Source organism: Candidatus Cloacimonadota bacterium, from assembly GCA_034722995.1.
Classification (GTDB): domain Bacteria; phylum Cloacimonadota; class Cloacimonadia; order JGIOTU-2; family JGIOTU-2; genus JAGMCF01.
Genome location: JAYEOL010000056.1, coordinates 21,679 through 34,649, shown reverse-complemented (window position 1 = coordinate 34,649; position 12,971 = coordinate 21,679). Strand labels below are relative to the sequence as shown.

Sequence of the window (12,971 nt, the reverse complement as noted above, 5' to 3'; positions counted from 1 at the left end):
TTCAACCAGTTCAACCAGTTCAACCAGTTCAACCAGTTCAACCAGTTCAACCAGTTCAACCAATTCAACCAGTTCAACCAGTTTAACTAATTCAACCAATTCAACTATATCTATTATGGGATTAAAAAAGCAGTTAGGTCTTCTTGATGTATTCTGTATTGCAGCTGGAGCAATGATAAGCTCTGGGCTGTTTGTTTTGCCAGGTATAGCATTCGCTAAATGTGGGCCAGCAGTAATAATTGCATATCTTTTTGCAGGGATTATTTTTATACCCAGTTTACTATCAAAGGCAGAACTTGGCACAGCAATGCCCAGGGCTGGTGGAAGCTATTTTTTCATTGAAAGAAGTATGGGGCCGGCAGCAGGAACATTGGGCGGTTTTGTAACCTGGTTTAGTCTTGCACTGAAAAGTGCATTTGCCCTTATCGGAATTGGAGCATTTACTATTCTGATTTTTCCACAAATTACAGAACTACAAATCAAAATCATCGCGGTTGCATTTTGTGTAATATTTATAATTCTTAATCTGAAAAGCGTTAAGCATACAGGAAGGTTACAGATTATTTTAGTATTATCCCTTTTAGGAATATTATTTATCTACAGTACTTTTGGAATAAAAAATATAAATTTAGAGAAGTATATACCATTTTCGCCACAAGGATTTAGCTCCATAATCCCGGTAGTTGGATTGGTTTTCATTTCCTTTGCCGGGGTTACAAAAATAGCAAGTGTTGCTGAAGAGATAAAAAATCCAAAGAGGAATTTACCACTTGGAATGTTTCTGTCTTTCTTCATTGTTCTTGTTTTTTATATTATTGTGATTTTTATAACTGTAGGGGTTCTAACTTCCGAACAATGGGGTAATTTACTTAAGCCTACGCTTACACCCATTTCAGATGGAGCAGGTGTATTTATGGGTTCTTTTGGAATGATAATTTTGGCAATTGCTGCACTTTTCGCATTCTTCTCTACAGCAAATGCTGGAATTCTATCAGCTTCAAGATTTCCGCTTGCAATGAGTAGAGACCATTTATTGCCTGAATTCTTTGGTAAGATAAGTAAAAAATACGGTACTCCTTATATATCTATTATTCTTACTGGAATTTTTATGATTGTTATGATTTCCTCTTTTAATCTTGAGAATCTTGTAAAAGCCGCATCTACTATGCAGATTATTTTGTTCATCTATGTAAATGCTTCTGTTATTGTGATGCGGGAAAGCAAAATTCAGACATATCGCCCTTCATTTCATTCACCTCTGTATCCCTGGATACAAATTGCTGCAATTATAATATATGGATTTTTGATTTTTGAAATGGGCAAAATTCCTCTTATTATTACTGGTTGTTTTATTATTCTCTCCATTCTTTGGTATTTGATTTATGTAAGATTTAGAGTCAAAAGGAAATCTGCACTTATCCATATTGTTGAGAGACTTACAGATAAAAAAATAAAAACTACCACACTTGTAAAAGAGTTAAAAGACATTTTGGTTGAGCGAGATAATATCATTGAAGATAGATTTGATAAACTTATTAGTAAATGTGAGATATTGGATATAGAGAGGTCAATGACTGCGGAGGAATTCTTTAAGATTATTGCAGAGCATCTATCAAAAAGGCAAAATATTAATGCGGATATGCTGTATGACCTTTTGATTAAAAGAGAGGAACAATCAACAACCGCTTTACAACCCGGTATGGCAATTCCTCATATTATTATTGAGGGAAACAATAAATTTGATATTTTATTAGCCAGATGCAAAGAAGGTGTTATTTTTTCTTTAGATTTACCACCTGTTTATACTGTTTTTGTTTTGATAGGAACTCGTGATGAAAGGAATTTTCATCTGCGGGCTTTGATGTCAATTGCACAGATTGTTCAACAGCCAGATTTTGAAAGGCACTGGCTTAAAGCTAAAGATATTGAAGATTTAAGAAATATAATTTTATTATCAGAAAGAAAGAGAGATGAATCATGAATGTTAAAAAGAAATTATATCGTGATTTGAAAAGTAAGAAGATCGCTGGAGTATGTAGTGGATTAGCAGAATATTTTGATATTGATGTTACATTGGTGAGAGTTATCTGGGTTTTGTTGACTTTATTAGGTGGCGCAGGTGTGCTTTCTTATTTAGTAGCTATTATAATTATTCCTAAAAAACCGAATGGGGCTGTTGAAGGTGCGATAGTAGAGAAGGATAAAGAAAAAGCAAGGCTACATCTTAGCAAGAGTGATAAATTTATTTTTGGCGTGTGCGGTGGATTAGCTGAATATTTTAATATAGATTCCAGTTTAGTGAGGATTCTTTTTGTAGTCATGCTGTGCTCTGTTGGTTTTGGGATTTTGCTCTATTTGGTTTTGGCGATTGTTATACCAAAAGAGAAAGGTTAAAATATATATAGAAAAATATAATTTCTATCTTTCTGGATTATTTAGCCTCTTTAATCACTGTTTTTTGGCGTGCAATTAAATAATGAAACATACACCCCGTTAGAAAAGATTTTTTAGCGGGACAAATAATAATGAAAATAACACACCCCTCGGCTGAAGCCGTATCCCCTCTTATTAGAGGGGAATTACAGAAATCCCCTCTAATAAGAGGGGTGGACTCCGATGAAATCGGAGGGCGGGGTGTGTAATCAGCCTGGCAGGAGTAGCTTTAGCGTAGACGGGTGTGCTATTTACATATGAAACTCACATGTCAGCAAGCAGACACAAAGGAGCATGAAAATTTCAGGTGGCTTAAAGAAGCAGCAACAGGATAAACCTGTTGCTACCCGCCAACTCCGAGACGGAGTCGCGATAAATCGGGACTGGTGGGTATCCCCAATTGAATTGGGGACGGGTTTATCCCGAATTGAGATAAAGAAAAAGTGATTTTCAGATGAAAAAATTACTATTCTTAATTATTTTACTTCTGACTTTTGCAAATGCATTCACCCAAGAATATTTTTCTCTTTTAGATAAGAAAAAGGTCATACAAGTCTCTCGTTACCAAACTGAGTTTGATAACGAAGAACTCTACGAACTTGGCTTTCAGAATATAATCGCAAATTCAGAAACCGTAATAGTTCAAAATGATACAATTAAAAAGGATATAGATTACAAAATATTTTATAAAGAAGGGAAAATCAGAATCTTAAAACGATACCCAACAGATACAGAAATTATTATAACTTTTAAGGTTTTCCCAAAAGATTTAAAATACTCGTTTTACAGATTTCAAAAACAAAAAACTTCTAACAAGAAAGATTATAGACCGAGAAGGCCCACTCATAAAGAGTCTGAATATTCTTCTTCATCCAATCTAAATATTTCTGGAAGTAAAAGTTTTGCCATTTCAGTTGGGAATCAGGCAGATATGGATTTTGACCAATCATTATATCTACAGATTGATGGAGAACTCTCTAAGAAAATATTTATTAAAGCACAACTTTCTGACAATAATTCTCCAATCGCTCCAGAAGGAACTACAGAAAAGATAAGTGAATTGGATAAGATGTTTATTAAAATTTATTCTGGTAATTATGCACTTTCTTTTGGAGACTTCTTTTGCAAGTTTGATGACACTCATTTTGCGAATTATGAGTATAAATTAGAAGGTGTAAATTTCCAATGGGATGGAAGGAATAACCTGGATGTTGCAGGTGCAATTTCTAATGGTGATTTTATATCTCACAAATTTTATGGTGTGGAAGGAAAGCAGGGACCTTATTATCTCCCTGGAAAGAATAGCTCATATGTAAAAATCCTGTCCGGAACCGAGAAAATCTATTTAAATGGAAAATTACTCTCAAGAGGCGATGATTATACAATTGATTATAATGAGGGTTCTTTAACTTTTAAGAATAAGAATGTCATTACAGAAAATTCTTGTATTATTGCCGATTATGAATACTCTGCAGAGGATTTCCGAAGTAATTTTTACTTAGGCTCAGGTAATTTCCATTTTTTTGATAATAATGCTAAATTGTTTTTTAAAATTCTGTCTGATAACAATGATAAGGAAAAACCTCTGAATTACACTTTTTCTGATAGCGATAAAGAGATTTTATCTAAAGCTGGCGATGACCCAATCAAAGCTCGTAAATCCGGTGTTGATTCTATTGCTGTTGGTGATGGAAATTATATCAAAGTTGATACACATTATGAATATGTTGGATTTGATTCTACAGGAAATTACCTCGTGAGTTTCTCTTATGTAGGCGATGAAAATGGTTCTTACCAAAAATCTGGATATAATCAATATGAATGGGTAGGGGATGGAGATGGAGATTATATTTCAGAAATTCAACTGCCAATGCCTGAAAAAAATCTTAACCTTGATTTCGGCTCTAAGCTAAAGCTGGGTAAAGTTTTACTCTATTCTGAAGGGATAATTTCAAATTACGATAAGAATAGTTTTTCTAAAATTGATGACGAGGATGATTTTGGTTTCGCATTATTCAATGAAGTAAGATTCAAAAGTGATATTTCAAATATTGGAAGAACTGAGAATTCATTTTTCTATCAATATATTGATAAAAATTATCATCCATTAACACGAACAGAATCAGCAGAAACTGAATATGAATATTCTCAATTTATAAAAGCAGATACTGTAGATGCAATTCGATACGGTGCTAATATTTTGCTTGAAATAAAAAATTGGGCAAAAAATAGTACCAAATTTTCTGAAAAGAATCTAAAATCAATTGCCCAAAGTAGAAATCTTTCAAACCGATTTTCATACTTACAAAATCAAAGTTTTCCATATTTCCCTTCAATAAATTATAATTATTCGAGCATATCAGAAGAATCTAATATTATGAATAATCAAACTTTAAAACAGGAAGTTTATGATTTGAATGGGAATTATAAATATAATTTTCTTAACCTATCAGCCGGGTATTATGAAAGACGATTTGAATCAGAAGGAACATCCTCTTATGGAATAAAAATTGATAAGAACTTTTACAAGACAAACTTTGATTTCGGAAAAGTTAAACTAACTTTGGAATATCAACACGAAAATCAAGATAGTCTTAATATAAACTATATAAACTGGCAAAATTTTAAGCAAGCCTATTTATGGAGAGGAGATGTTTATCACGGTGGTGAAAAATTCAATATAAAATCTGAATATTCGCATAGAGAGAATAAATATTTTAATGGAATGCAAAACTCTACATTTGATTTGCTTAATACTCAGATTTCAATGAATATTCTTAAAAAAATTATTTATAATAAGATAAATTACAAAATAGGAAATCTTGCAATATATCCAAAAGTGAGGGAACTTGTTTTTGTTGGTCAGGGAAACGGTATTTATGATAGTCTTGGATTTTATCAGGAAGATGGTGATTATGATTATGAAATTACGAAAATTGGAAATCCCCAACCTATTACAGAATTGCAGATTAATTGGAATATGACTCTTAATCCTGCACGTCTCGTTACCAATCCCCAATTCAATTGGGGCGGGCTTGGGAACGAGGGAAAGTTTACAAAAGTATTAAGTAAATTTCTTTTTACCTCTGATATTGCTATTCAGGAGAAATCACGGACACCACACAAATTGGACCTTTATCTGTTAAAGAAAAATTCTTTAATGAATGAGGATTACACTGATTATGGTTATCAAAAATATAGAGAACAACTCTGGTTCAATATCAGAAAGAATAAGATAACTACAAAACTAGTTTATGAAAAGACTAAGAAAATGGATAATCAGTATGAAAAGGAATTTGATGAATTATTGCAAAATGAGTGGGGATTTGAATTTAATTTGTATAATATAAATAAATGGAATTTAGAAAATAAGATTTCCTATAAAGATAGAACTTCTAATTATCAGACAACAGATTCTTTGAAATCTAAAAACTATAGAATTTCAGCTGACATTGGATATAAATTTAATTATAATATGATTTTTTCTACTGAATTTGGGTATGATTTTGAGAAAGGAAATAAGGAAGATGGTTCAAACTCATATAAAATTTTCTCTTATCAAATTAAACCCTGCTTTGTGTATAATTCTGGAAGCAAATATCATCTTATGGCTCAAGTTCATTTTCAGAAAAATAAAAGAGAAGGTTCTGACTATCTCTCGGATATTTTGGTTAGTAAACGGAATGGGATAATTACCCGTGCAACATTGCAGTTTAATTATCAGTTCAGTAAATATGTTGCAGGATTTCTAACATATTATACCGAGAAATACCCTGAATCTGATGTTAGAAATCAGCTAAAAATGGAAGTGAGAGCAGATTTTTAAATTTGGGGTTCGGAATTCAGAATGGGAAATGCGGAATGGAGGGAAGAGAAGTTAGTCCCGATATATCGGGATTAGAAAAACCTTATTCCAAGTTTTAAAATTATTGAGAGAGTTCCTTTAAACGGAAAGATAAAATTACCTTCGCAAAATAGCAATCGGTCATATTTCAATTTAGTGTTGAATCCCATTCCTAATTTGCCAAAATAGTCATTTTGGGTGTAACCATAGTGGGTAGAGCAGTTTATTAAGCCAGGAGAATTTATAAAATCCTCAGACAATTCACAGACTTTACCAACTTTATATTCAATGTAACCAACACTTGATAAGAAATAGGGATAAATAAAAGAATCAAACTGCAGTCTTTGAAATTTTAGTCCAACAGAGAAATCAAAAACTTTAGATTCTTCACCAATCGTATCCAGAATTCTTACTTCTGGAATAGTAACAGGAGAAAGAGGCTTCCCATTAAAACTAAATTGCGAATAGTTAAAATCTGAGAATATAAAGAAATCATTGAAGGCTTTGTATTCTATTCCTCCGCCAATTAAAAATCCAGGGTCCCAATGTTTACCCAATTCTTCAGAGCTACTTGGAAGGTTTATTCCTGAATTGGTAAAAAATTCAAGATTACCTTCTGCATTCGCAGTAGCAGTAATCAATAGAAAAAAGAAGAGTAAGCTTATGATAATTGATTTCCTCATATCTTTCTGCCCTATATCTTAGTTGGAAATTAACATTCAGCCTTCCGCATTCTGAACTTTTTATATTACACCCAATTTCTTTCCAATCTTTTCAAATTTATCAAGAGCAAAATCAAGCTGTTTGTCTGTATGTGTTGCCATAAAACTTGTGCGAATAAGGCAATCGTTTGGTGGCACAGCAGGCGGAACAACTGGATTGATGAATACCCCTTCATCAGACAGCATCTTCCACATCTTAAATGCTGTCATCATATCACCAACATGAAGCGGTATTATAGGAGTTTCACTCAAGCCAATGTTATAACCCATTTCTTTAAATCCTTTTTGCATCTTACGAGTATTCTTCCAGAGTTTCTCTCTTCTTTCAGGTTCACTTTTCATAATCTCAAGTGCAGCCATAACTGAAGCAGCAGACGCTGGCGGCAAGCTGGCACTGAAAATAAGTGTGCGAGAAAAATGTTTTAGATAATGCATCAGAAGTTCATTGCCAGCAATGAAGCCACCAATAGAAGCCAATGATTTGCTAAAAGTGCCCATAATTATATCTATTTTATCCGTTATTCCGAAATGGCTGCCAGCTCCAGAACCATTTTCCCCAATTACCCCAATTGCATGTGCATCATCAGACATAACTTGTGCATTGTATTTTTCTGCCAATTCACAAATTTCTGGAAGTTTTGCAATATCACCTTCCATACTAAAAACTCCATCAACAATTATCAGTTTGTTACTATCTTTGACAGATTGGAGAACCCTTTCCAAATCATTCATATTATTATGATTGAAACGAAGCATCTTCCCAAAGGAAAGTCGGCATCCATCTATAATGCTTGCATGGTCTAACTTATCAGTTATCAAATATTCGCCACGACCAACTATAGTTGCAATTGCACCCAAATTAGCTTGGAAGCCAGTTGAATAAGCATGGGCAACATCTTTACCCACAAAATCTGCTAATTTTTCCTCTAATTCAATATGAATATTAAGTGTTCCGTTAAGAAAGCGGGAACCAGCACAACCAGTCCCATAATTTTTGATAGCATTTATGGCTGCTTCTTTCACTTTTGGATGATTTGTTAAACCAAGATAACTGTTTGAGCCAAGCATTAAAGTTTTTTTACCATTAACAATAACTTCTGTGTCCTGTTCTGAACTGATTACTCTAAAATAGGGATAATATCCAAGTTTTTTAACTCTTTTTGCTTCTGTGAAATTTCTACATTTATTATACAAACTTATAATAATACTCCTGTAAATTCAACCCGAATTTTTGTTAAAAAACAGACATTGATTGTTTACTTGTCAATAAATAGAGTAACCTCAAAATTTTTTAGAAAAAATTGACATTTAATTAAGCCTTTTGCAAATATTCAAAATAATGAAACAAAATCAGATAATTTTAGCGATATTACTATTTGTTTTTTTATTAGATATTCAATCTATTTTTGGAGACAATAGTCAAGGCAGACCATCTGTTGGTGTGGTGCTTAGCGGTGGTGGAGCAAGAGGTATTGCTCATATCGGTGTTTTACGAGTGTTAGAAAAATATCATATTCCAGTTGATTATATTGGTGGAACAAGTTTTGGTGCGCTGATTGCCGCTTTCTATGCTTCGGGATATGATTCTTATCAGATTGAGAAAATCATAAAAAATGTAAATTGGGAGACGACTTTATCCGCTCCGCAATCCCGACACCAGTACTATTTTTACACGCGCAAATCCAAGGAAGAAAATCTTATAAAAGTAAGATTTAAGAATTGGAGACTTAGAATTCCAAGTTCTATTTCCAGTTCTCAAACTATTCTTAATAGTCTTGCCTTTTACTTTACGCGTCCGAATTATATTTCAGACGGAAATTTTCTTAAACTTAAAATCCCACTTTTTATTTCTGCTACAGATATTGTAAGTGGAAAGAATAAAACATTTATGTGTGGAGATCTTATAAAAGTTCTTCAAGCAAGCTTGTCTGCACCATTTTTGTTCACACCCGTAGAAATCGGTTCTGATTTATATATTGATGGTGGGATAACAAATAATCTTCCAATTTCTACAATGAAGGAAATGGGAGCAGATATAATAATTGCTTCTAATTCCACAAGTTTCCTGTATTCACGCAAATATATGAACAATCCTATAACTGTGGCTAATCAAATTATTAACATTATGATGTTCTCAAAAATAGAGGATGAATTAAAACAGGCTAACATAATAATTCGTCCTCCCCTTGAAGAAGTATCAAATACTGAATTCACAAGATGGGCTGAGTTGATTGACATTGGAAAAGCAGAAGCAGAAAACAATATTGATTCTCTGCTTTCTTTAGTTGAACCTGTCCAAGAATCAGCATCAGTAAATGAGAATATTAAGGATTCAAACATAGAGCAGATAATCCTTTTCGGAAATAAAGTTTTTAATACACAAGAATTACTTTTTAATTTACCATCAAAAATATCCAAAGAAGATACAAATAGATTAAAAAATATTATTTTAGAAAAATATATAAATAGTGGGTACATATTAGCTGATATTGATTCAATTTCTGTGAAAAATAAAGTGACATTTCTTCATATCAATGAAGCCGATATAGAAAATATTTCATTATCTGGAAATGAGTTAACAAAAGATTTTGTAATATTAAGAGAGATTTCTTCGAAAACAGGGGATGTTTTTAATATTAACAAAATTCAGTCCGATATAAAAAAAATCTATAGTACAAATTATTTTGATTTAGTGTTTTTTGATGTTAAAAAGACCCAATCCAAAAATGTTGCTTTGACTTTTGTGGTAAAAGAGAAGCCTTTTGGTATTATTGAGGCTGGAGCAAATTACAATACAGAAGAATCATCATCCGCATTTATTTCTGTTGGACACGAAAATATCTTTGGTACTGGTAATGCTTTGGATTTTTATATGAGGTTTGGAGTAGAGAGGAGGTTTGGATTTCGTCTTGCTACAGATAGGATTGGTAAAACTAATCTTAATAATTCTCTTGAATTTTATTTAAAAGACAATACAGAAATTGATTCTGATAGGGATTGGAATATACTTACTGAAACAGGATTTTTTGATGATAGAAGATTAGGTCTGATGTCACTCATTTTTGATTATAAAGTATCAAATCTCCGATTTAATCGGGGAATAGGTCAGAAAGAAACTTCTGGATTGGGAGTAAGATTGGTGTTTGACAGTTTTGACAGATTTCCATATCCTTATAAAGGATTATATAGAATGGCTTCTTATACAAACTTCAATGAAGCTTTAGGCTCGGAATATAACTTTCAGCAATTTAAACTGATTAATGGTATTCATGAAAAGTTATATAAGGGTATTTCAGTCTCAAATTGGATATATCTAATAATTAATAGCACAAATAATGGGAAGATTCCATATAATAGAAAGGTAAAAAGAAGGCCCGATGATACATTTTTCGGATATCATTATGGTCAAATAGCAGGAGAAGATATTTTCTATATTTCACTTCAAATGCGTATATTATTGAAAAAATTTAGCTTAAGCGACCCGAGGCAAAAACTGTTTTTGGTTACAAAAGCTGGTATTGGAGAATTTGGAACTATAGATGAAATGGAGGAATTCTGGGATATTTTTAAGAAAGGTTCAAAATCCGGTTATGCAATTGGTTTAGAGATGCCAACGATTTTTGGTCCGGTTATTCTAATGTATGAAAATAGCAAAGACAATAATTTTTGGAATTTTTCAATAGGATATAATTTCTAAATTCCAAACCTTCTATTAGATTGTTTCTTGCATCACAAAGGGATTAATTAAGAAGAGGAACTTGTAAACTGTAAACTGGTAAATTAGTAAACTGGTTGCTAATTTACCAATTAACGAGTTCACTAATTTACAAAAAAATTACAAATTACAAACTATAAATCCTGCAAAATTAGAGTTCTTCAATTAACTTTTTTATTTTTTGTGCTATATACAATTATTTCTCCCAATAAACCAATAGAAATTAATTGGACACCAACAACAATTAACAGAACGCCAAGAAAAAGTAGGGGACGGTTACTTAAAGGCATTCCATAGAAAATCTTCATTACAGCCAAATAAAGAGTTATTACAAATCCAATTAACGATATAATCAGTCCACCAATACCGAAAAGATAAAGAGGACTCCTTTCGAATTTTGTTATCATTGTTACAGTAAGCAGGTCAAGGAATCCACGAGCAAGCCTTTCCATACCATATTTTGACTTTCCGAATTTTCTCTTATGATGTTTGACTGGAATCTCACAAATGCTAAATCCCTTTGCTTTAGCTAATGCAGGAATATACCGATGCAGTTCTCCATAAATATTTATAGACTTTACTACTTCATTTCTATAGGCTTTGAATCCACAATTGTAGTCATGTAATTTTAATCTGAAAATTATTGAGGTAACTATATTAAATATCTTTGATGTTATTTTTTTTGTAATTGGGTCTTTACGATGTTTTTTCCATCCGGCAACAAGGTCATAACCCTGGTTAATTTGTTCAATAAATCCTGGGATTTCCTCTGGGTCATCTTGCAAATCTGCATCTAAGGTGAAAACAATATCTCCTTTAGCCTTATCAAAGCCAGTTTGAAGTGCAGCAGATTTTCCAAAGTTTCTACGAAATTTTATAATATGAACATTTTTGTCGTCTTTAGCAATCTCTTGTAATATCTTAAAAGAATTATCTGTGCTGCCATCATCAATAAATATTATTTCATAACTTTGGATTCCAATATTTCCCAAAATTTTTTTATGAAGCTCTTTTAGACTTTTTTCCTCGTTAAAAACTGGTATTACAAATGATAAATCCATAATTTTCCTTATAATACAAGGAGATAGGGAGATAAGGCGGAGATAAGGGGATAAATTTATTATTATAATTAAATTTCTTCATCTTCTTTATCTTCCTATTCCTTTATCCCCGTATACTCATTCTCTATTCTTCTAAAATCTGCCTTTTCTTTTGCGAAGTTTACTAAAATCCCTGTTTTCAAATTTGTGGCTCGCAGATAAGATTTTATTTGAGCATAATGTTGTCCACATAATTCTTCAACTGTTTTTAATTCAATAATTATCTTGTTTTCAACAACAATATCCAACCGATGCGTTCCAATTTCAATGTTATTATAATAAATCTTGATCAGTTTTTCAGCCTCACATTTCAATCCAGAATTTTTCAATTCTATCAATAAAGCATTCTTATATATTGATTCAAGGAATCCCGGACCCAAGATTTTATGAACTCTAATGATACACTGAATAATCATTTCTGTAATCTTATCATCCTTATAATTAAATTTCTTCATCTCCTTTATCTCCCTATCTCCTTATATGAACAGCCAAACAATAGACATTGCCACTCCTGAAATAATTGGAATACTGATGTTATCATTTATATGCAAATTACTTACCTCAGTGATTGAGGCAATTAGTGCACCAACCAGGATAATTATAATTATTCCCTGTGGGTTTTTATTAGCATGTGCAAAAAATTTCTTGAAATATAAAAAATAACAGATAAGTCCATAAATCGCACATGCTAAAAAGGATGCAATGAAGCCTTCTACAGTTTTTCTGGTGCGGACTATCTGCCTTTTGCCAAGTTTTAAACCTACTATAGAAGCAAAGGTATCACCAATAACTAAATAAGATATTGCAAAAAATGCAATCTCTTTTGTAAAAATTGCAATAGTTACAACTGAAGATGTTAACAGATAGGAGGCACCTGTCAGCTGACTTACTTCATTTTCCCGCAACATTGAGCCAAAAAGTTTATAAAACCTGTTCTTAAGTTCAGGATTTTCCATACGAGCAGCATCTGCAATAACACAAATCAATGCTATGGGTAGTAAGATAGAGATTGAAACAATCTGGGATTTCACTACAAAGTAATATAATACTGGAATTATTATGGCGAAAAGATGAATCAATTTGCGATATATTTCCTGTTTTCCCATTATAATGGTTAGATGTGAATTCAATAGTTATATTGTCAATAATTTCATCTT

General features: G+C 32.3%; 9 protein-coding genes. 4 read left to right on the top strand and 5 right to left on the bottom strand.

Annotated features, from left to right (window positions below):
• The first annotated feature begins 115 nt into the window (after positions 1-115).
• The 3 genes from U9R23_06740 (at position 116) to U9R23_06730 (ending at position 6,259) form a co-directional block, all read left to right on the top strand.
• Positions 116-1,981: an amino acid permease gene (locus U9R23_06740; GenBank protein ID MEA3476116.1), complete on the top strand. Its 1,866-nt coding sequence runs from the start codon at positions 116-118 to the stop codon at positions 1,979-1,981.
• Positions 1,978-2,394 carry a PspC domain-containing protein gene (locus U9R23_06735; GenBank protein ID MEA3476115.1) on the top strand — a complete coding sequence of 139 codons (417 nt, stop codon included), beginning with the start codon at positions 1,978-1,980 and terminating at the stop codon, positions 2,392-2,394. Before U9R23_06740 ends, U9R23_06735 begins: the two co-directional genes overlap by 4 nt.
• A 493-nt stretch (positions 2,395-2,887) precedes the next feature.
• Complete coding sequence (locus tag U9R23_06730) at positions 2,888-6,259, top strand: hypothetical protein (GenBank protein ID MEA3476114.1); 3,372 nt, start codon at positions 2,888-2,890, stop codon at positions 6,257-6,259.
• Positions 6,260-6,330: 71 nt separating this feature from the next.
• Here the strand turns inward: U9R23_06730 and U9R23_06725 are convergent, their stop codons facing one another.
• Both U9R23_06725 and U9R23_06720 read right to left on the bottom strand, forming a co-directional pair.
• Entirely contained in the window at positions 6,331-6,960 is a 630-nt protein-coding gene (locus tag U9R23_06725) for a hypothetical protein (GenBank protein ID MEA3476113.1), read from the bottom strand.
• Between the two features lie 60 nt (positions 6,961-7,020).
• On the bottom strand, positions 7,021-8,199 hold the full coding sequence (locus tag U9R23_06720) for a pyridoxal phosphate-dependent aminotransferase family protein (GenBank protein MEA3476112.1): 1,179 nt from the start codon (positions 8,197-8,199) through the stop codon (positions 7,021-7,023).
• A gap of 139 nt (positions 8,200-8,338) precedes the next feature.
• On the opposite strand from U9R23_06720, the gene U9R23_06715 reads away from it, so the two are divergent.
• The gene (locus U9R23_06715; GenBank protein ID MEA3476111.1) at positions 8,339-10,696 is read left to right on the top strand and encodes a patatin-like phospholipase family protein; all 2,358 of its coding nucleotides are present in this window, start codon (positions 8,339-8,341) and stop codon (positions 10,694-10,696) included.
• A gap of 179 nt (positions 10,697-10,875) precedes the next feature.
• Here U9R23_06715 and U9R23_06710 read toward each other — a convergent pair whose 3' ends face one another.
• From U9R23_06710 to U9R23_06700, 3 genes are all read right to left on the bottom strand, one after another.
• The gene (locus U9R23_06710; GenBank protein MEA3476110.1) at positions 10,876-11,775 is read right to left on the bottom strand and encodes a glycosyltransferase family 2 protein; all 900 of its coding nucleotides are present in this window, start codon (positions 11,773-11,775) and stop codon (positions 10,876-10,878) included.
• 95 nt (positions 11,776-11,870) lie between these two features.
• Entirely contained in the window at positions 11,871-12,269 is a 399-nt protein-coding gene (locus tag U9R23_06705) for a GxxExxY protein (protein MEA3476109.1), read from the bottom strand.
• Positions 12,270-12,290: 21 nt separating this feature from the next.
• Positions 12,291-12,920: a phosphatidate cytidylyltransferase gene (locus tag U9R23_06700; protein ID MEA3476108.1), complete on the bottom strand. Its 630-nt coding sequence runs from the start codon at positions 12,918-12,920 to the stop codon at positions 12,291-12,293.
• Positions 12,921-12,971 lie beyond the last annotated feature (51 nt).

What these genes read in the sequence shown, in the direction of transcription:
- U9R23_06740 (MEA3476116.1), top strand. Translation starts at nt 116, where the DNA reads ATGGGATTAAAAAAGCAGTTAGGTCTTCTTGATGTATTCTGTATTGCA.
- U9R23_06735 (MEA3476115.1), top strand. Translation starts at nt 1,978, where the DNA reads ATGAATGTTAAAAAGAAATTATATCGTGATTTGAAAAGTAAGAAGATC.
- U9R23_06730 (MEA3476114.1), top strand. Translation starts at nt 2,888, where the DNA reads ATGAAAAAATTACTATTCTTAATTATTTTACTTCTGACTTTTGCAAAT.
- U9R23_06725 (MEA3476113.1), bottom strand. Translation starts at nt 6,960, where the DNA reads ATGAGGAAATCAATTATCATAAGCTTACTCTTCTTTTTTCTATTGATT.
- U9R23_06715 (MEA3476111.1), top strand. Translation starts at nt 8,339, where the DNA reads ATGAAACAAAATCAGATAATTTTAGCGATATTACTATTTGTTTTTTTA.
- U9R23_06710 (MEA3476110.1), bottom strand. Translation starts at nt 11,775, where the DNA reads ATGGATTTATCATTTGTAATACCAGTTTTTAACGAGGAAAAAAGTCTA.
- U9R23_06705 (MEA3476109.1), bottom strand. Translation starts at nt 12,269, where the DNA reads ATGAAGAAATTTAATTATAAGGATGATAAGATTACAGAAATGATTATT.
- U9R23_06700 (MEA3476108.1), bottom strand. Translation starts at nt 12,920, where the DNA reads ATGGGAAAACAGGAAATATATCGCAAATTGATTCATCTTTTCGCCATA.